This window comes from Sulfurimonas sp. SWIR-19 (assembly GCF_020410885.1).
Taxonomy (GTDB): Bacteria; Campylobacterota; Campylobacteria; order Campylobacterales; family Sulfurimonadaceae; genus Sulfurimonas; species Sulfurimonas sediminis.
The window spans coordinates 1,466,454-1,485,948 of the sequence record NZ_CP084578.1; the positions used below are offsets into that span (position 1 = coordinate 1,466,454).

Annotated in this window: 18 protein-coding genes; 15 read left to right on the forward strand and 3 right to left on the reverse strand. The window is 39.2% G+C overall.

What is annotated here, in order from left to right:
• Positions 1-5 precede the first annotated feature (5 nt).
• From LCX93_RS07640 to acpS, 3 genes are all read left to right on the forward strand, one after another.
• Positions 6-266, forward strand: coding sequence for a hypothetical protein (locus LCX93_RS07640; RefSeq protein ID WP_151900081.1), 261 nt, complete (start codon positions 6-8; stop codon positions 264-266).
• Between the two features lie 64 nt (positions 267-330).
• Positions 331-888 (forward strand): flagellar basal body-associated protein FliL, encoded by a 558-nt coding sequence (fliL, locus tag LCX93_RS07645; protein ID WP_226065603.1) that lies wholly within the window; start codon positions 331-333, stop codon positions 886-888.
• A gap of 3 nt (positions 889-891) precedes the next feature.
• On the forward strand, positions 892-1,275 hold the full coding sequence (gene acpS, locus LCX93_RS07650) for a holo-ACP synthase (protein WP_226065604.1): 384 nt from the start codon (positions 892-894) through the stop codon (positions 1,273-1,275).
• Here the strand turns inward: acpS and thiS are convergent.
• A complete protein-coding gene (gene thiS, locus LCX93_RS07655; RefSeq protein WP_193150035.1) occupies positions 1,243-1,443 on the reverse strand; it encodes a sulfur carrier protein ThiS in 201 nt (66 codons plus the stop codon). The genes acpS and thiS overlap by 33 nt on opposite strands.
• Before the next feature lie 69 nt (positions 1,444-1,512).
• Positions 1,513-2,010: a c-type cytochrome gene (locus LCX93_RS12645; protein ID WP_349636696.1), complete on the reverse strand. Its 498-nt coding sequence runs from the start codon at positions 2,008-2,010 to the stop codon at positions 1,513-1,515.
• A gap of 72 nt (positions 2,011-2,082) precedes the next feature.
• Here LCX93_RS12645 and LCX93_RS07665 point away from each other — a divergent pair, with 72 nt between their 5' ends.
• Genes LCX93_RS07665 through LCX93_RS07700 form a run of 8 tightly spaced genes read left to right on the forward strand, consistent with a single transcriptional unit; the run spans position 2,083 to position 10,097 of the window.
• Complete coding sequence (locus LCX93_RS07665) at positions 2,083-3,228, forward strand: succinyldiaminopimelate transaminase (RefSeq protein ID WP_226069425.1); 1,146 nt, start codon at positions 2,083-2,085, stop codon at positions 3,226-3,228.
• Positions 3,215-3,724 (forward strand): hypothetical protein, encoded by a 510-nt coding sequence (locus LCX93_RS07670; protein ID WP_226065606.1) that lies wholly within the window; start codon positions 3,215-3,217, stop codon positions 3,722-3,724. The genes LCX93_RS07665 and LCX93_RS07670 overlap by 14 nt, the downstream gene beginning before the upstream one ends.
• A complete protein-coding gene (gene murC, locus LCX93_RS07675) occupies positions 3,721-5,034 on the forward strand; it encodes a UDP-N-acetylmuramate--L-alanine ligase (RefSeq protein WP_226065608.1) in 1,314 nt (437 codons plus the stop codon). Before LCX93_RS07670 ends, murC begins: the two co-directional genes overlap by 4 nt.
• Positions 5,034-5,363 (forward strand): hypothetical protein, encoded by a 330-nt coding sequence (locus tag LCX93_RS07680; protein WP_226065610.1) that lies wholly within the window; start codon positions 5,034-5,036, stop codon positions 5,361-5,363. Before murC ends, LCX93_RS07680 begins: the two co-directional genes overlap by 1 nt.
• The gene (locus LCX93_RS07685; protein WP_226065612.1) at positions 5,344-7,578 is read left to right on the forward strand and encodes an endonuclease MutS2; all 2,235 of its coding nucleotides are present in this window, start codon (positions 5,344-5,346) and stop codon (positions 7,576-7,578) included. The genes LCX93_RS07680 and LCX93_RS07685 overlap by 20 nt, the downstream gene beginning before the upstream one ends.
• Complete coding sequence (locus LCX93_RS07690) at positions 7,578-8,792, forward strand: BaiN/RdsA family NAD(P)/FAD-dependent oxidoreductase (RefSeq protein ID WP_226065614.1); 1,215 nt, start codon at positions 7,578-7,580, stop codon at positions 8,790-8,792. The genes LCX93_RS07685 and LCX93_RS07690 overlap by 1 nt, the downstream gene beginning before the upstream one ends.
• Positions 8,789-9,310 carry a YtfJ family protein gene (locus LCX93_RS07695; protein ID WP_226065616.1) on the forward strand — a complete coding sequence of 174 codons (522 nt, stop codon included), beginning with the start codon at positions 8,789-8,791 and terminating at the stop codon, positions 9,308-9,310. Before LCX93_RS07690 ends, LCX93_RS07695 begins: the two co-directional genes overlap by 4 nt.
• A 1-nt stretch (position 9,311) precedes the next feature.
• The gene (locus tag LCX93_RS07700) at positions 9,312-10,097 is read left to right on the forward strand and encodes an EI24 domain-containing protein (protein ID WP_226065618.1); all 786 of its coding nucleotides are present in this window, start codon (positions 9,312-9,314) and stop codon (positions 10,095-10,097) included.
• A gap of 184 nt (positions 10,098-10,281) precedes the next feature.
• On the opposite strand, the gene LCX93_RS07705 is transcribed toward LCX93_RS07700, so the two are convergent.
• A complete protein-coding gene (locus LCX93_RS07705; RefSeq protein ID WP_226065620.1) occupies positions 10,282-12,363 on the reverse strand; it encodes an ATP-dependent helicase in 2,082 nt (693 codons plus the stop codon).
• Between the two features lie 108 nt (positions 12,364-12,471).
• Between LCX93_RS07705 and LCX93_RS07710 the strand changes: the two genes are divergently transcribed.
• From LCX93_RS07710 to LCX93_RS07725, 4 genes are all read left to right on the forward strand, one after another.
• Positions 12,472-13,293 carry a GGDEF domain-containing protein gene (locus tag LCX93_RS07710; RefSeq protein WP_226065622.1) on the forward strand — a complete coding sequence of 274 codons (822 nt, stop codon included), beginning with the start codon at positions 12,472-12,474 and terminating at the stop codon, positions 13,291-13,293.
• Between the two features lie 76 nt (positions 13,294-13,369).
• Positions 13,370-15,997 carry a valine--tRNA ligase gene (locus LCX93_RS07715; protein WP_226065624.1) on the forward strand — a complete coding sequence of 876 codons (2,628 nt, stop codon included), beginning with the start codon at positions 13,370-13,372 and terminating at the stop codon, positions 15,995-15,997.
• Position 15,998: 1 nt separating this feature from the next.
• Positions 15,999-17,537 carry a SulP family inorganic anion transporter gene (locus LCX93_RS07720; protein WP_226065626.1) on the forward strand — a complete coding sequence of 513 codons (1,539 nt, stop codon included), beginning with the start codon at positions 15,999-16,001 and terminating at the stop codon, positions 17,535-17,537.
• 92 nt (positions 17,538-17,629) lie between these two features.
• Entirely contained in the window at positions 17,630-19,492 is a 1,863-nt protein-coding gene (locus LCX93_RS07725) for a diguanylate cyclase domain-containing protein (protein ID WP_226065628.1), read from the forward strand.
• The last annotated feature ends 3 nt before the right edge of the window (positions 19,493-19,495 follow it).

The following is a 19,495-nucleotide window of genomic DNA, read 5'->3' on the forward strand; positions in this document are numbered from 1 at the left end:
AAAAAATGATAGATGCAGAGTTTAGAAGCGAAGAACGATTTTCAAGATTGTCACTGGCTTACGAATGTGCGAAAGAAAAAGATGATGTATGTGCAAAAATAGAATCAATAATCAATAAATATGCTTTCAAGCCTGACACATATACAACAAAAGTCGCTAACGGAAAAGAAGTTTTGGTGATTGAATTTCATGATGACTGTAATCGTGAAGCCGGACCGATTTTTGAAGAAATAATCAAGTCTCTTGATGTTAAAGTTATTAACTGAAAATAAAAATAATTATTTTTCTGATATACTAACAAAAATAAAACTGTAATTTCAAGGAAGAAATATGGCTGAAGAAAAAGAAACCGAAGAATCCGCACCCGTAGAAAAAAAATCCAGCAATATGCTGATGATTATTATCATTGTTGTTTTGATTCTTATCATAATCATAGGTGCTGTAGTTGCCTTTTTGTTAATGGGTTCAGATGAAGAAGCAGCAGTCAACAACGCTCCTCAGGCACAGGAAAGAGTGGCAGATACACGCACAAACAGAAAGAGTGTATCCAGCACTTCATTTGACAATAACAGAAAACTGAGTGATATCGGTGTCTTGTATCCGCTAGACACTTTTACAGTAAACTTAAAAAGTGATTCCGGAAGAAGATATCTCAAAGCAACAATGTCTTTAGAACTTGATTCTCCCGAACTCAGTCATGAACTTGATTCAAAAGCACCGGTACTTCGAGACAGAATTATTCGAATACTCAGTTCTAAAACTTTAGAAGAAATCTCTTCCAAAAAAGGCAAACAAAAAGTTTCACAACAAATTATGGATACTCTGAACTCTATGATTACTGACGGAAAAATACAAGGTATCTATTTTACTGAATTTGTCATTCAATAATTAATGATTGGCATAGACATCATAAAAGCATCGCGTATGCAGCATCTCATGGAGCGTTTTGGCGACAAAGGGCTTCGCAGATTTCTGTCAGAAGATGAGATCAGACTTATAAAGTCCTATAAAACAGCAGCCGGATTCTGGGCTGCAAAAGAGGCATTTTCCAAAGCACTGGGAACAGGTATAGGGGCAGAGTGCTCTTTTTTTGATATAAAGATTTACAAATCAGAAAAAGGCGCTCCGCTTTTTGCGCTTTCAAAAAAGATCATTGAAAAGTTTAAGATTATTGATGCTGCTTTATCAATTACACATGACGGTGACTATGCAATCAGTGTTGTCAGCATAGAGTCTTTGGACTCATCCTCCTCCGACAAAATCAAGCAGTTCTAGTTTATCATTATCTTTTAAAACTTTTCTGTCCCATTCATCCTGCTTGACTATTTCCATATTTACTGCCGCAGCCATCACTTTATCAACCAAAGCAAGTTCTTTTAGAATTTCCAAAAGCGTCACTCCGTCTTGAAAAACTTTACTGTTTCCATTTACTATTATTGTCATTCATATTTCCCGTTTCTATTTTTATATAATTGTAGCAACTTTACTTGAATATCAGTGTAATATTGCACATTATAATTGAGAAATATACTCTGCCAAAGCTTTTATGTCAGCATCGGAAAGTTTTGCAGCCTGTCCTTTCATCACAGCTTTCATAGCTCTGCCGTATGTCCCGTCTTTATATCCTTTGAGTGCTGTTATAATTTTTGCTTCACTCCATCCTTTGATAATTTGAGATTTACCCAAAGCTTTTTTCTCTGCATGCGTACCGTGACAGCTTGAACAAGCAGTAAAAAGTTTTGCACCGTCAACTTTCATGGCCTCTTTTACTTGGGCAACCGTTGTTTTTTTTGCCTTTGCAACCGTTGTTTCCGTCTTTTTAGTTATATCTGCTGCTGTAGTATTTACTTCTACCGCTACAGGTTTACTCGGTGCTGTCTCTTTCACACTTGATACTGTCTCTTTCACACTTTGTGGTGCCTGAACTTCCTGTGCACTTTTTTGTGAGCCTTTTTCATTGCTGCACCCGACAATCAACACTGCCAGTACAACCGATAATACTATCTTCATTTTCTTCTTCCTTAATTGTTTATTAGTTATTGTACAGTATAATAACTTTAATTTAATAAAGCGATGACAAATATGAATTTTGAACCCTATCCATTTGAAAAACTAACAAATTTACTTGAAAATATACAACCCGACAAAAACCACACTCCGGCTGTCCTGACAATAGGCGAACCCCAGTTTGAAACCCCTGATTTTATACAAAAAGCGCTGTGTAACAATGCTTCTCTACTCAAAAAGTATCCAAAAACAACCGGCGAGACTGTTTTGCGTGAAGCACAAAGAAATTTTATAAGCAGACGCTTCGGTGTCAGTTTAAAAGATGAAGAGATTATTCCTACATTCGGAACGAGAGAAGTACTGTTTAACTTCCCGCAGTTTTTGCTTTTTGATATTGAAAAGTCTGTTATAGCCTACACAAATCCTTTTTATCAGATATACGAAGGGGCGGCAACGGCAACACGTTCAAAAGTTATTCATCTGAATTTGGATGAAAAAAACAACTTCAAACCTGACATAAATGAAAGTGAATTAGGCAATTGCGATTTGGTTATACTGAACTTTCCAAACAATCCTACAACAGCTACGCTTAGCCTTGAAGAGCTGGGAGAGTGGGTAAAACTGGCACTCAAATATGATTTTGTCCTCCTCAATGATGAATGCTACAGCGAGATATATACAGACAAACCGATTCCTTCTCTGCTTGAAGCTTCTTTACATGTAAACAATGACAGTTTTAAAAATATTTTAGTCATTAACTCCATTTCCAAACGCTCTTCTGCACCGGGTCTGCGTTCAGGCTTTATCGCCGGTGATGCGACAATACTGAGAGAATATATGAAATACAGAACATATATAGGCTGCGCCATACCTCTGCCACTGCAATACGCTGCAGCCGAAGCATGGAATGATGAAGAACATGTGGCAAAATCAAGAGCTGTTTATAAAGAAAATTTTGAAATTGCTCAGGCAATATTGGGAACACAAATTCCTGATGCCACATTTTACTTATGGATAAAAGTCGGTAATGCACTTGCATTTACGCAAAAGCTTTACAAAAACTACAATGTCAAAGTACTCCCGGGGGAGTTTCTCGCAAGAGAAGATGCAAAAGGTGAAAATCCCGGTAAAGGTTTTATTCGTATCGCTCTGGTTGAGAGTCCGCAAAAAACAAAAGATGCACTACTAAAAATCAAGGAATGTTTACATGAGCAAAGATAAAGAGCTAAAAGAAAAAGTTTTAAAAGCCCAACAAGACGGTGATATAGCCTCATTATATGTGCTGGAACAGCAAGCACATGATACATTTGATGAAGAGACACTTCAGGGTTTTTATGCAAATATTCTTGATCTGGCACTGGAGCGTCTGACGCAGACACTTGAAAAGCACAGAAAAATGGATACTGATGAAGTCCAGGACTTTGCGACGCTCCGTGCCTTGTATGAGTATGCAATAGAGCACTACTCAGCAGGAAAGACACAGGATGCGGCTGCCCTTTTTGAGGTACTGAGCGGGCTGAGCAATGATGAGAAATTTTCTGCTGCTTTAAAACTGCACTGGATGGCGGCTCAGGAAAAAATTTCTTTTGACGATTTTTTAGACAGAATTGCAGACATTGAAGCAACACAAAGAGCAGGTACTTTTTACATCAGTGAGTTTCAACCTGAGGCACAGAAGTTGCTTGACAACTTGAAATATAAAGGCAAAAAAGCATGAAAATTCATTTTATCGGAATCGGTGGTATAGGCATCTCAGGACTTGCACAATACATGCATTTCAAGGGTCATGAAGTAAGCGGCTCAGATATCAAAGAGACTGTCATTACCAAAAAACTGCGCGACCTCGGTTTACATGTAACCATACCCCACTCCGGGGATGCCATTACAAACCATGACCTGGTTGTACACTCTGCGATTATCCGTCCTGACAATCCTGAAATTATTGCTGCAAAGGAAAAAGGCATAGAAGTGCTTGCCCGCCGTGAAGCATTGCCAAAAATTCTGCAAGACAAAAAGGTATATTCTGTTGCGGGAGCACACGGCAAAAGTACCACAACAGCTATTCTTGCCGCTATTATGAACGGTTCTGCAATCATTGGTGCGGAATCCAAAGAGTTTGGCTCAAATGTCCGTTATGATGCAAAAAATGATGTCATGATTTTTGAAGCTGATGAAAGTGACGGAAGCTTTATAAATTCAAACCCGCATTGTGCCATCGTCATCAATGCAGAACCTGAACATATGGAGTATTATGACTATAATTATGAAAGGTTTTACGACTCTTACAAAACCTTCATAAATCTTGCACCACTCAAAGTTTTAAATGCCGAAGACCCATTTTTGGCAACACTCATCAATGAAGTTGAAGCCGAGTGGCTTTATCCAAGTAAAGATATTCAAAACATAGAATTTGTTCTCATAAACAATCAGCCACATACCCGTTTTACTTTTCGTGATTTTGGCAGTTTTGATGTCTGGGGATTTGGCAAGCATATCGCCATTGATGCCTCGCTTGCCATACTTGCAGCACATAAATCTATGTCCATAGAAGATATTCGCAAAAACATCTTACATTTCAAAGGTATTAAGAAACGTTTTGATATTGTCGGATTTGAGCATGACAGTGTCATTATAGACGATTACGGACACCATCCGACAGAGATAAAAGCCACTTTTGAATCAGTCAAAGAATATGCCATGCTCAAAGGTTTTGACAAGATTACAGCCATCTGGCAGCCACACAAATACTCAAGAACCATTGACAACCTCGAAGAATTCATCAAATGCTTTGACGGAGCGGCCGAGCTTATCATCCTCCCCGTATGGGCAGCAGGAGAAGCACCGCGAGATATTGATTTTCAAGAAAATTTCAAACACTACAACCTGACGATGGCGGACAAAATATCCCGCAGTAACAATACTATAAAAGTGATAAAAGACAATAAAGACCTGGAAACACTTGATAAAGGTCTCATTATAGGCTTTGGTGCCGGTGATATTACCTATCAGATAAGAGGCACACTGTAATGGCTTATATTTACGGTCTCATTATAGTAACCCTGTTATTCGCGGCACTGCATTATTTTACAGAGCTTGCCAACTCTCAAAAACTGCTTATCGGAGCTGTATTGCTCTTTATCATACTCGGTGCCATTGCCTACAACAAATACAATCAGGCACAAAGAGACAAAATGCTCAATGCCGTTATAAAATACAAACAGGGAAAAACGATTACATGTAACGGTGTCGATGTCAATGCAGACATATACTCCCTCAGTACAGGAACCTACACCTTCATAGGCAAAAAAAACACACCCCATTATGCAGAGATGATAAGTGCAGACAGTTGTGAATAAAACTGCTAAAAGCTCCCGAGTCGATACCCTCATCCAGCAGCTTGATTTGAGTGAACATATAGAACAGTTTAAAAGCTTTTTTTCCCGTGAGCACTCTTTGTATATCGAAGGTGATCAGGAATTGCATTTTCGCTATATCAAAGAGCTTGACAAGCTGGAGTTTAAAGCCCCGCCCAAAGTGAGTGATTTTTTTGAAATCAAAGGACATCTCAAAAAACACGGTGTTTTAAATTTTGAACAGATTTTTGAGATTGTCAAAATCGTGCGTTATTTTCGTTACTTTAAAAACCGTGAACTTGAGGGTCTTATCGGGGAGTGGATGGACAGGTTCATCATCCCAGAGCAGTTTTTGGAGATAGAAAAATATTTTACGCATGACGGAAAATTTGAAGAAAATCTGGATGAAAACCTTTTTCAGCTCTCCCAAAAAATAGCAGAGCATAAAAACAACATCTCAGGTGCCCTCAAACGAATGATGTCAAGTTCCAAACTTGCAGGCTACCTTGTTGATACACAGATTCACTTCATAAACAATGAAGAGTGTCTGCTTGTGCGCGGCGGATTTAACCATGTCCTAAAAGGTGCCATACTTGGCAGAAGTACCGGTGGATTTTTTTATGTCGCACCTGACAGCGTCCTTAAATCAAAAGAGCAGATTCGTTTTATAGAACAAGAGCGTGAAGCGATATTTTACGAATATTCCAAAGAGTTTTCACAAAAACTTTATGAGCTCCAGCCTTTTATCAACTTTATAGACAAAGAGTTTACAAAGTTTGACAACTATCAGGCACGGGTTCTTTTTGCAAAAAGCAAAAACCTGCAACTCATCAAAAGCAAAAAAGATACAAAAATAGTACTGAATAATTTCATTCACCCGGCTCTGCATAATGCAAAGCCAATCAATGTTGATTTTTCAAAAAATATTTTAATGATAACAGGGGTCAATGCCGGCGGAAAAACCATGCTGCTAAAGTCCATATTGGCGGCTGCTTTTATGGCAAAGTATATTATTCCTATGCAACTGAATGAGACAAAGTCACATATAGGCAATTTTAAAGCTATACAGGCCATCATAGATGATCCGCAAAATGTCAAAAATGACATCTCGACTTTTGCCGGCAGAATGCAGCAGTTTTCCCGTATATTTGAGTACAAATCTGCACTCATCGGAGTAGATGAGATAGAACTCGGAACAGACTCTGATGAAGCGGCAGCCCTTTTTAAGGTCATTCTCGATGATTTAATCAAGCGTGGGCAAAAAGTCGTTGTAACAACCCACCACAAACGGCTTGCGGCATTGATGGCCGACCGTGATGATGTGGAGTTGATGGCAGCCATCTATGATGAAGAGCAGCGAAAGCCGACTTATGAATTTATGCAGGGTATCATAGGCAAAAGTTACGCATTTGAAACGGCCAGCAGATATGGCATTTCCAACAACATTGTCAATGAGGCGAAGAAAGTCTACGGTGACAATTCGGAAAAACTTTCACTCTTGATTGAACGTGGTTCACAGCTTGAACGCGAACTCAGACAAAAACATCAAAAAGTCGATGAAAAACTGGATGAAATTTATAAAAAAGAGCATGCACTCAAAGAGCAAAAAGAACAGCTTTTGCGTGAACTTGAAAAAGAAAAAGCAGCACTCAAACACTCGTATGATATTGCCATAAACGAAGCCAAAAATGCAGCACGTGCAGGCGATGTCAAAGAGATTCACCGTGCGATGAACAAAGCAAACAAAAAATTGCCAAAACAGACACAAAAAGAGGACAAAAGAAATATAGAGTTTAAAGTCGGTGACAAAGTCAAATATCACTCCCAAAAAGGGACAATTGTCTCCATGAAGGGGAAAAATGAAGCCACCATAGAAGTGGACGGTATGCGGGTTCGCGTCAAAACAAAACATCTCAAACACACCCAAATCATTCAGCCAAAACCGACGACAAACCTGAGCTTGCATGTAGAGAAAAAAGCAGGACTCAAATGTGACCTGCACGGTTTAAGAGCCGAAGAAGCCTGTGAAGTCTTAGACAAATTTCTCAGTGATGCCCTTATCAACGGCTGGGATGAAGTTATCGTCTATCACGGCATAGGCACAGGAAAACTTTCTTATGCCGTCAAAGAGTTTTTAAAACGCCACCCGCGAGTGAAAAAATTTGAGGATGCACCCCAGCATATGGGTGGATTTGGAGCAAAGGTAGTACATCTGTAATGGCAAAATCAGTTGCAATCATCGGAGGCGGTGCGAGTGGGCTTCTATGTGCCATCTTTTGTGCAAAAGCAGGTTTACATGTAACGCTGTTTGAACAAAACACAAAACCGGCAAAAAAAATCCTCGTTTCAGGAAACGGACGCTGCAATATCACAAACAAAAATTTACATGTAAACGATTTTTTTTCGCAAAATCCCGCCTTTGTAGCGTATGCTTTGAAAAACTTCGGTTTTAAAGAGTTTGAAAAATTTACAAGTTCCATTGGACTGCTCTTACATGTAACGGATGACGGCAGAGCCTATCCGCTGAGTAATGAAGCAAAAAGTGTTGCAAAGATTTTTGTAGAGTATGCGCAGAGTCTCGGTGTGACTTTTCATACAGAGCATAAAATCACAGATATAAAAAAACTTACAGACAGTTATGACAGTGTTGTTGTGGCAAGCGGTTCGCGTGCTGCTTCTCATCTGGGAGGCAATGCCGATGCCGAGGGATTTGCAAAGGCATTTGGGCACACTGTCATTGAAGCCTATCCCTCTTTGGTACAACTGCACTTAAATTCAAAAACAGCCCATAAAATGAGCGGGGCAAAACTCAATGCCGAAGTCACTTTGCTTGTCAATCATCAAAAAGAGCTTACATGTAACGGCGATGTGCTTTTTACAAACTACGGTGTTTCCGGTTTTGCCATTTTAGATATTTCCCAGCGTGCGTCTGAAGCACTTTTAGAATATGCAGCGGTAGATATTTCCATAAACCTGCTCCCTGAATTTAACGCACAAAAACTCTCGACACATCTCTTACATGTAAAGAAAAACATGTCTGCATTTACACTCTTGGATATACTTGTCGGTTTAGTCCCCAACAAAATTGCAAACGGCGTGTTAGAAGCCTTACATGTAAAGCCTGAGAGTAAAATTTTGGACACAAAGCTTTCAAAAAAAATAGCAAATCTTATGCTCAACTGGCGGTTTGAAGTGACAGATACCCATGGATTTCGTCATGCAGAAGTCAGCGGTGGCGGCATAAACACCCTTGAAATCAATGAAAAAACATTTGAATCAAAAAAACAAAAAAATCTCTACTTTATCGGGGAATGTCTCGATGTTGTCGGGAGACGCGGAGGCTATAACTTTGCTTTTGCCTGGGCAAGCGGATATTTAGCAGCACAGGATATAATTAAAAAACAAATTCCACACAAAGAGAGTAAAAGATGAAACGAACACTAGGACTTGTAGCACTGATGACTGCACTGAATTTATTTGCGATTACAGTAGGAGAAAAGCCCAAAGAAGCAACTCTTGAAAAAGAAAACGGCGGCTACGCTAAAGACGGTTCCCCCTGGAATTCCAACAGCATAAAAGAGAAAGTCTATGTTATGTTTTATGTCGATCCGGATGAAAAAGATGCCAATGAAGCCTTCTCTGAGGCACTCAAGAAAAAAGACTACAGAAAGAGAGGAGCGTATGGCAGCATTGCCATTGTCAATCTTGCCGCAACATGGAAACCGAATTTCATTATAGAATCTCTTTTAAAAAGCAAACAAAAAGAGTTCCCTGATACGATTTATGTAAAAGACAAAAACAAAGTTCTTGTCAAAGAGTGGAATCTGGCCGATGACAGTTCTGACATTATCATATTTGACAAAAACGGCAAAGTGCTCTTTTACAAAGCAGGAAAAATGAGCAAAGAGGATATGCAAAAAGCATTTACAGTGATTGAGGAAAATTTATAAAATGAATAACGAAATCGGTATTCTCAGCCTGAGTCTCAAAGATTTATTTACAAAAAAGATGCTGATATACTCCCTGATGCCTTTTATAGTCAGTATGCTTATACTCTACATTCTTTTTTTTATTGTTGCAGGCTTGGGTGTTGACCAACTTACGACTATGGAAGTGCAAACTACACAGACTACGATAGAAAACGGCATACCTCATACGGAAAGTTTTCAAGCCACACTCGCAGGCACAGGTATCATGAAGTTTTTGATGAGCAGCGCACTGACTTCGTGGATAGCCACTTTTCTCATCTATACCATAGGCGGATTGATGACGCTGTATGCTTCCATATTTGTCGCTTTGCTTATCATTGGCTTTTTAACCCATGCAATTTTAAAAGAACTGCAGCAAAGGCACTACCAGGATGTGCAAATGATAGGCTATTCAAATGCAATCGAAGGGATATTTTTAACACTAAAGTGGATACTTATCATGATACTGCTCTTTTTTGTTTTTATTCCTCTGTATTTCATCCCCGTTATCAATATTGTGGCGTTTAACTTTCCACTCTATTACTTTTTTCATAAAATGCTGACCTATGATGTCTCTTCGGCCATCTGTACCAAAGAAGAAGCAATGAAAATCAAGTTTTTTCATGCAAATACCCTGCGGCTTAAAACACTCGGACTCTATCTGCTCTCACTCATCCCTTTTGTCATCTTTTTCGCATCGGTATTTTATGTCATCTATCTCGGACACAGTTATTTTATAGAAACCAGAAAATTACGCAATGAAAGCTAATATGACATTCTATCCGGAATCGGTACTTCAGTGCCGACTGTTGCTGCTTTCCTGCCACTCCCAGCCCACCCTAAAGGATGGGTTCCGAAAAAACTGCATATTCTCTCGGAATCGGTACTTCAGTGCCGACTGTTGCTGCTTTCCTGCCACTCTCAGCCCACCCTAAAGGATGAGTTCCGAAAAACTACTCTTCCTCTTTATCCTCCGCCTGCATCACCATTTTTCTGTAGGCTTCATCTTTTGCAACCATGCCGGCTTCATATAAAAACTGGCTTGGTACAAAGTTCTGTTTTTTAATTTTGTCATATTTTGCATAACTCAAATAGAGTATGTCTTTTGCACGCGTGACCGCCACATAAAAAAGTCGGCGCTCTTCATCAAGACTTCCGCCTCTCTGCATCAGTTTTCTGTTTGGGAAACGTCCGTCCATCAAATCTATCACATAAACTTCTTTGTATTCAAGCCCTTTACTTGCATGTACACTCAGCAAATTCACTCCCTCACCCTGAGTCAAATCGGATGAGCCTAAAATCATCGCATTTAAAAAGCGTTCATGCTCCGAATAAGGTTTTGAAAGTTCTTCCAAAAGCAGTGTTTTTCTCTGGATTCGGCTCAAAGCTTCTGTTTTTTGTTTCTCATCAACAGAGCCGTCTTTTAGCGTGGCTCTTTTTGTTGCCAAGACATCGGCTATATACATGTAAAGTGCGGAATTGGCGATTTTTTTCACTACTGTTTTTGGCTGTTTGATTCCTTTCAAATCACGGAACAGCAGATAAAAATTATGTAAAAAGGTCGCACTCTCTTTTGTCAGTTTGGGATGTTTGAGCACCGGGTTTTTCATAAATTTCGCTTCAAAACCGAGTTTTGCATATTTTCCCACGGCACCAAGTTCCAAAAAGTCATCAAATAGCCCAAGTTGATGGTTGAGTTTACGCTTTTCAAAAGGGTTTTTTACAGATTCATCCGCCGCATAGAGTCCGTAAAAAATACTCCCCTGCCCCAAATATTTAAGAGCAGTATACAACTCTTTTGCCATGGCAGAACCTATGCCCCGTGCAAATTCAAACAGATGAATAAATGCCATCATATCCGACTCATTCACAAGCAGAGTGTATAAATCTAAAATTGCTTTAATCTCACGCGAATCAAAAAAACTTGTGCCGCCTTTACGCTTGCAGGGAATGTCAAGCTCACGCAGTCCTACCTCTATGCCGTCAGCCGAAGAGTTGTTACGAAAGATGACGGCTATCTCTTCTCTTGGCGTTTGCGTATCACGAATCATCGCAGCCATGGCATGATACTGGTCAAACAGCTCATCAAATGCCAAAAGTTTTGGCGCCTGTGCATCATAAATACGGGTCACTTCCAGCTTTTTAGGATAAATCCGCTCATTATGCTCTATCACCTTGTTTGCAAGTGAGAGAATAGGCACGGAAGAGCGGTAGTTTTTTGTCAGTGTATGCACAACGGCATCGGGATATTTTGTCGTAAAAGAGCCTATGATGCCGATGTCTGCGCCGTTAAAAGCATAAATGCTCTGGTCGTAGTCTCCCACACAAAAGAGCGAAGGCGGATTCATGGCATCTATGAGCGTTCCCTGCAGAGCATTGGTGTCCTGATACTCATCCACCAAAACCTCTTTATATCCAAGCTCGTCATTTTTGCACATTTCTCTAAAATTCAAAAGCAGATCGTTAAAGTTTAAAAAACCGTACTCTTTTTTCAAGGCTTCAAATTCATCGACTATATCGGCATATATCATGGCAAAAAGTTCATGCTCAGGATAATTCTCGATAAGCCAGTCTTCAAAATTGTTTTTCAGCTCTGTGTTTTGATAAAAAGAGTACAAATCATACAGATAATTTCCGCCGTAAGGCTGTACTTCTGCTTCTATATGCATAAAGGAACGCTTCTCAAAAACAGAACGAAAAAGTGTTTTGAGCTCTCGCTGCTGCTTGAGTACGACTCTTTTGTCTCTTTTTTTCAGCCATCTGTAGCTTACAGCATGAAAAGTTCCCGCGTCTATTTTTTTGGCGACACCTGCACCAAAATACTCCCCGACCCGTGCCACCATCTCTGCGGCTGCTTTATTGGTAAAGGTAAGCAGTAAAATTTCATTGGGAGCGATTCCGTTATTTAAAAGATACCCTATTCTGCCGACAATAGTCGAGGTTTTTCCCGTTCCGGCAGAGGCAATGATGAGATTTTTACTGTGAGGAGATGTTGCAGCGGCATATTGTTCTTTATTTAATCGGGACAACGGCATAAACAAACTCCTTGGGCAAAAATTTTAAGAGTGTGATTATACTTATTTATTGTTAAATTTATTTGTGATATGCTAAAATCATTTAAATTAAATATTCTAAGGCAAGCAATGGAAGAAAATAAAAAAATATTAGAGATTGTTTCGAATGAGGCAAAAAACTCTATCGCACAGATTCCTGTTGTTACACCTACTATTTATGCTTCAGTTTTTTCAGACTTTGCCAAGAAAAACAATCTTGAAATAGAAGATGAGGAGAGTCTTTCAAGAAAGATTATAGAAACTGAATGCTCACGATTTACAACTTTACAAAATGAAACATCCAAAAATGTACAGACATTAAGTGAAAATACGAACAGGGCCATTCATGCTATTGAAAAAAAAGATGAAAAAATTCTCAATCAGGTACTGCAAGAGACGCAATATCTTCGTCAGGAAATTGAAAAACTCAAAGAATCTGTTTACAAAGACGAACTGACCCACGCATATAACAGAAAATGGCTTCACGATACTCACCTGGACCCACTTGGCAATGCTTTTGTGCATAACGGAACACTTGCTATTATAGATCTGAACTATTTTAAGCAGGTGAACGATACATATGGCCATATTATCGGTGATAAAGTTTTAATATATCTGACAAATGAACTGAAAAAATTAAAAATCCCTGTCGTACGCTACGGTGGTGATGAATTTATCATACTCTTTGGAGACAGTGTCTCCGAGGAAAAAGCAAGCTCTTTTTTACATAAAATCAGAGAAAATGTTCTTGGCAAAAAATTAAAAGCACACAACGACACTTTTCGTGTCAGTTTTTCATTTGGTGTAACCAAATTTAAAAAAAATGATCTCCTGCCACAGGTTATAGAAGTAGCTGATACAAATATGTACAATGACAAGATAGAGATAAAAAAAAGAGTCACAGGCATATAGCAGTTTCTAAGCAAATACTCACCTCTTTTTGGATATAATCGCGCAATTTTAATTTAGATAATTTAAGGCGCGCACTATGTCAGACAACAAATACAATCCACAAGAAACCGAAAACAAATATTATAAAATTTGGGAAAAAAGAAAATACTTCGAAACAGACGGAAACAAAGCCATACAAGAAGAAGGAAAAAACTTCTCTATTATGATGCCACCGCCAAATGTAACAGGACGACTGCATATCGGGCATGCTCTTACCTTTACACTCCAAGACATCATTACCCGATACAAACGCATGGACGGCTATAAAACACTTTGGCAGCCGGGAACAGATCATGCAGGAATTGCCACACAAAATGTTGTTGAAAAACAGCTTTTGGAACAGGGACTCACCAAAGAAGAGATAGGACGCGAAGCATTTTTGGAGCGTGTCTGGGCATGGAAAGAAGAATCTGCCGGCATAATGACAGAACAACTCCGTAAAATGGGGGTAAGTCCTGCCTGGGAGAGAGAGCGCTTTACCATGGATGAAGGTCTGCAAAAGTCAGTCAAAGAGGCTTTTGTCCATCTCTACAATGAAGGTTTGATTGTTCGCGGAAACTACATGGTAAACTGGTGTACACATGACGGAGCCCTCTCAGACATCGAAGTAGAACACGAAGAAGAAGATGGCAAGTTTTACCACATGCTCTATCATTTTGCAGATGGCAGCGGCAGTGTTGAAGTGGCTACTACACGACCTGAAACCTATTTTGGAGATACTGCCGTCATGGTACACCCTGATGATGAGCGCTACAAAGACATCATAGGAAAAGAGGTTGTTTTACCACTTCTTGAGAGAAAAATAAAAATCATCGCTGATTCGTATGTTGATATGGAATTTGGAACAGGTGTCGTAAAAGTAACGCCTGCACATGACCAAAATGACTACGAAGTCGGGAAGCGTCATGATTTGGAATTTATTACGGTTTTTGATGAAAAAGGTATTTTAAATGACTATGCCGGAGAGTTTAAGGGTATGGAACGCCTTGAAGCAAGAGAGCCTATTGTAAAAAGACTGCAAGAAGAGGGTTATATCGTTAAGATAGAAGACCATAAACACCAGGTCGGACACTGTTACCGATGTAAAAACGTTGTAGAGCCTTACATTTCAAAACAGTGGTTTGTCCGCAAAGAAGTGGCAGACAAATCCATAGAAAAAACAAATGCAGGCGAAGCACAGTTTTTTCCACCGCACTGGATAAACTCCTATAACTCCTGGATGGGTGAACTGCGTGACTGGTGTATAAGCCGTCAACTCTGGTGGGGACATCAGATTCCTGTTTTTTACTGTGGAGATTGTGACCATGAATGGGCAACAGAGAATGAGCATCCGACAGAGTGTCCAAAATGTGCTTCAAAAAACATTTCGCAAGATCCTGATGTGCTTGACACCTGGTTTTCTTCTGCTTTATGGCCTTTTTCAACTTTAGGCTGGGGAAATGGCGATACAGAGATGGACAGACTCTTTCAATCACAGGATATGAAAGATTTTTATCCAAATTCTCTGCTTATTACCGGTTTTGACATTTTATTCTTCTGGGTTGCAAGAATGATGATGATGGGTGAGCATTTCATAGGAGAACTGCCGTTTAAGCACATCTATCTGCATGCACTTGTGCGTGACGAACACGGTCAGAAAATGAGCAAATCAAAAGGCAATGTCATTGATCCGCTTGATATGGTCAACAAATACTCTGCAGATATTTTACGTTTTACCCTGGCTGTTTCTGCGGCACAGGGACGTGATATACGCATGAGTGTTGACAAACTCGAACAAAACCGTAACTTTACAAACAAACTCTACAATGCAAGCAAATACCTGCAGATGAATGGTGATACTTTTCCTGATATGGAGAGTTTTTGTGTTGAGACCGACCTTGGCCGTTACATGATGAGCCGTCTGAATTTTGCCACAAAAGAGGTTCGTACCTATCTTGATGAGTACAAGTTTAACGATGCCGCCCTTACAATGTACCGTTTTTTATGGAATGAATTTTGTGACTGGGGAATTGAGCTGAGTAAAGCGGACAAAGCATCTATCATAGAACTTGGTGCAATTTTCAAAGAAGCCATGAAACTGTTGCATCCGTTTATGCCGTTTATCACAGAACATTTATACCATGAACTCAGCGGCACTTCTTTGGAAAATGCTGATTCTATTATGATTAAGAAATTTCCTCACAAAACAAAACAGCGTAAAGAAGAAAAAACATTTGAAATCATTATGGATGCCATTGTCTCTATTCGCCGTGCAAAAGTCTTGGTTGATTTGGCAAATCAGAAAATCCAAAAAGCCTATGTCAAAATTGATGGTCTGAGCGATAAAGAAAAAGAGATGATGCTGCCTTACATCGCCAAACTTGCGAAGGTTGAAAACATCGAATTTACCGATACAAAAATAGAAAATGCGGTCAGTGACATCGCAGACAGCTGTGAGACATTTATTCCGACAGACTCTATTGATTTAACGCCGATTATCAACAAACTGACAAAACAGGATGAAAAACTCCAAAAAGAGATAGGCAAACTGAACGGTATGCTGAGTAACGAACGCTTTGTTGCGAATGCTCCTGCGGATGTTTTGGAAAAAAACCGTGAAGCCCTCAAAGAAGCAGAAGCCAAACGTGAAAAAGTTTTAGCACAATTAGATTCATTAAAGGCATAGTTTGTTTGACATAAGAAAATACACCTCTCCAAATATAAAAAACGACATTTTATCAGGACTTGTGGTGGCTGTTGCACTTGTTCCTGAAGCCATTGCTTTTAGCTTTATAGCAGGTGTCAGTCCTATTGTAGGACTTTATACGGCTTTTATCCTAGGTGTTATTACTGCACTTATCGGTGGAAAACCGGGAATGATCAGTGGAGCTACCGGCAGTGTCGCTGTTGTTATCGTCGGGCTTGTTATAGAAGCAAACCTAAAACTCACAGCACAGGGGTTTAGCGCAGATGAGCTTTACTTCCATATGCTCCACTATGTTTTGCTGGCAACCATCATAGCAGGACTTATTCAGGTTGCAGTAGGCGTGCTCAAATTTGGAAAGTTCATTCGTCTTGTTCCCCAACCTGCTCTGTATGGTTTTGTAAACGGTCTGGCAATCGTTATTGCCATGGCACAGTTTAAATTCTTTGAAGGACAGGGTTTAAACATGTATGTTATCGTAGCCGTTACCATGTTTATCATGTACTTCTTGCCAAAATATACAAAGGCGGTTCCCTCAGGACTTGTTGCCATTGTCCTTTTAACACTTGTCGTGTATTTTACGCATTTAGACACACTCACCGTCGGAGCCTTGGCCGATTTGTCAGAGTTTAAAGGCAAACTGCCGCATCTCATTATTCCCGATACGCTTTTTAGTCTGGATGCCATTATAATGGTACTTCCTTATGCCGTCATCATGGCGCTTGTCGGTCTTATAGAATCACTCTTGACGCTTGCAGTTTTAGATGAAATGAGTGGAACAAGAGGCAGTGGAAATCAGGAGTGTATCGCACTTGGAACCGGAAACATCGCCTGTGGATTTTTTGGTGGTATGGCGGGATGTGCAATGATTGGGCAGAGTATCATCAACTATACATCAGGCGGTCTTGGACGGCTCTCCTCATTTACGGCGGCTGTCGGTCTTTTGATCTTGGTCATTTCTTTAACAGATGTTTTAAATGCCATTCCGGTCGGTGTTCTTGTGGGCATTATGTTTATGGTGAGTATCGGTACCTTTGAATGGTCAAGTTTTTCGCATCTCAAACACATGCCAAGAGCCGATGTTTTTGTTATGGTCGTTGTGACAATTATAACAGTTGTAGAAGATTTGGCTGTTGCAGTCATAGCCGGTGTTATCATCTCTGCACTTGTATTTGCATGGAAGCATGCACGCATCTGGGCAAAAACACATACCGAAGCAGACGGCACAAAAGTATACGAGCTTGAAGGTCCGCTCTTTTTTGCAAGTGCCACAACTTTTTCAGATAATTTTGACATTCAAAATGATCCGCCAAAAGTTGTCATTGATTTTAAAAATGCAAGAGTATTGGATTTTTCCGGTGTCGAAGCCATTGATTCTCTCGTAAAAAAATACGAAGATGCCGGAAAAAATCTTCTTTTGCGCCATCTAAGTGATGACTGTAAAAAAATCATGAAAAAAGCCGGACCGCATTGCAGTTATGAAGAAGATGATCCGACATACAAGGTTGCTATTAATTATTAAATCATGTTTCAATGTGAAACATGATTTTAACTTTTAACATTTTCCTTACATGTAATGATATCTTTTAATCTATATCAGCATATCATTAAAGCATGAATTTAAAATCTTTGCAGATAAAAATTGTCCTTATTTTTTCTCTTCCTGCCCTTGCATTACTTTACTTTTCCTATTCTTTGGTAAATGAAAACTATATCAAATATAAGAACAGTACTTCCTATGCATTCTCTGCAAAACAAACAAAAATTCTCAGTAAACTCATTCATAATTTACAGCTTGAAAGAGGACTGAGTGCAGGGTATCTTGTTTCAAAAGACGAAATAATCCGAAAAAATTTGGAAAAACAGTATATCCATACAGACAGTGCCTATCAGGATCTGATTCACTTTTCTAATGCATATCAGTATTTTAAAAAGCAGTTTCATTCTATTACGGCAGTAAGAAGAAAAGTTCTTACAACACAAATCAGCTTTTGGGATGAAATGCAATACTATAACACCCTCAATAAAGAGCTGCTTCAGGCCATTACTGCACTGATGCATGATTTAGAATCAAAATCATATAACGGCAAAGCCCTTATTGAACTTCAAAAACTTAAAGAGTATTTGGGACAGGAAAGAGCGTATGTTTATAACCAGATACTCGCTCCCAAAAAAAATGAAAAGTATATACACTATATTCATCTCCTGCAGGAAAAAGAGAAAAAGCTTCAGACTGTTTTTTACATATGTGCTTCCAAGAACACACAAAATATTTTTAGACAACTCATACAAAAAGAGACTGTACAAAAAACAGCTGCCTTAAGAACAATGTTTTTTCAGGATAAACTCTCATCCAAAGAAGATGCAAAAATATGGTTTCAGACTGCTTCACAATACATTACACAACTTTACAATGTGTCAAGACACATTCTCAATACCATTGTAACCGAGGCCCTGCAGACACAAAAAGATATAAAACAGGTTTTTACATATACAATTATCTTATGGATTCTCTCTTTTATCTCTTTTTTTCTCTTCCTCTATTATATCAATGTCCTGATCAAAAAAGAGGACAAACTTCTTGCAAAAATACGTATTGCATCTCATACATTCGACTCACACGAGGCTATAGTCATTACTGACAAAAACGGTGTTGTTCTTGAAGTCAATAAATCTTTTACCAGAATTACAGGATATAAAGCAGATGAGATTATAGGACAGACGACCAAAATACTCAAATCAGGCAAACACACTAAAGAATTTTATGCCGACATGTGGCATCAGCTCCTTACATCCGGACAATGGAAAGGTGATATTTACAACAAACGCAAAAACGGTGAAATTTATCCCGAAAGACTTTCCATAACGGCTATCAAAGATAAAAACGGTGAAATAATAAACTTTATAGCACAGTTTTATGATATTTCAGATCTAAGAAATGCGCAGGAAGAGGCTCAATATCAGGCAAACCATGATTTTCTTACAGGACTGATGAACAGAAAAGCCTTATTGCAAAGACTGCATGAAGAGAATGCAAAAGCCATCAGACATAACTTCATTCATGCCTTTTTATTTATTGATCTGGACAATTTCAAGCAGGTGAATGACACCTATGGTCATCATGTCGGAGATGAATTACTCATTCAGGTCTCACACAGACTGCGAAGTATTTTAAGAGAAGAAGATATCCTTGCCAGAATAAGCGGCGATGAATTCACCATCATCTTAGTCAATATAGCAGACAACAAAGAAGCAGCCAAAGAGTATGCACAAAAAAAATGTCAAGCTATCATCAAAGCTCTTTCTGCGACATTTGTCATTGAAGGCAATGAAGTTCATATTGGAGCAAGTATCGGTATCAAGATATTTCCGGATGAAAAGCATAATATAGAAGACATAATGAATGATGCAGACAAAGCTATGTATGTTGCGAAGAAAAACGGAAAAAACAGTTGTGCTCTTTATGATGAGGCATAAAGC

Bases quoted from the DNA above. Each gene is read 5' to 3' on its own strand.
- LCX93_RS12645 (WP_349636696.1), bottom strand. From the start codon at position 2,010: ATGAAGATAGTATTATCGGTTGTACTGGCAGTGTTGATTGTCGGGTGC.
- LCX93_RS07665 (WP_226069425.1), top strand. From the start codon at position 2,083: ATGAATTTTGAACCCTATCCATTTGAAAAACTAACAAATTTACTTGAA.
- LCX93_RS07710 (WP_226065622.1), top strand. From the start codon at position 12,472: ATGGAAGAAAATAAAAAAATATTAGAGATTGTTTCGAATGAGGCAAAA.
- murC (WP_226065608.1), top strand. From the start codon at position 3,721: ATGAAAATTCATTTTATCGGAATCGGTGGTATAGGCATCTCAGGACTT.
- LCX93_RS07725 (WP_226065628.1), top strand. From the start codon at position 17,630: ATGAATTTAAAATCTTTGCAGATAAAAATTGTCCTTATTTTTTCTCTT.
- LCX93_RS07690 (WP_226065614.1), top strand. From the start codon at position 7,578: ATGGCAAAATCAGTTGCAATCATCGGAGGCGGTGCGAGTGGGCTTCTA.
- thiS (WP_193150035.1), bottom strand. From the start codon at position 1,443: ATGACAATAATAGTAAATGGAAACAGTAAAGTTTTTCAAGACGGAGTG.
- LCX93_RS07680 (WP_226065610.1), top strand. From the start codon at position 5,034: ATGGCTTATATTTACGGTCTCATTATAGTAACCCTGTTATTCGCGGCA.
- LCX93_RS07715 (WP_226065624.1), top strand. From the start codon at position 13,370: ATGTCAGACAACAAATACAATCCACAAGAAACCGAAAACAAATATTAT.
- LCX93_RS07700 (WP_226065618.1), top strand. From the start codon at position 9,312: ATGAATAACGAAATCGGTATTCTCAGCCTGAGTCTCAAAGATTTATTT.
- acpS (WP_226065604.1), top strand. From the start codon at position 892: ATGATTGGCATAGACATCATAAAAGCATCGCGTATGCAGCATCTCATG.
- LCX93_RS07705 (WP_226065620.1), bottom strand. From the start codon at position 12,363: ATGCCGTTGTCCCGATTAAATAAAGAACAATATGCCGCTGCAACATCT.
- LCX93_RS07670 (WP_226065606.1), top strand. From the start codon at position 3,215: ATGAGCAAAGATAAAGAGCTAAAAGAAAAAGTTTTAAAAGCCCAACAA.
- LCX93_RS07695 (WP_226065616.1), top strand. From the start codon at position 8,789: ATGAAACGAACACTAGGACTTGTAGCACTGATGACTGCACTGAATTTA.
- fliL (WP_226065603.1), top strand. From the start codon at position 331: ATGGCTGAAGAAAAAGAAACCGAAGAATCCGCACCCGTAGAAAAAAAA.
- LCX93_RS07640 (WP_151900081.1), top strand. From the start codon at position 6: ATGATAGATGCAGAGTTTAGAAGCGAAGAACGATTTTCAAGATTGTCA.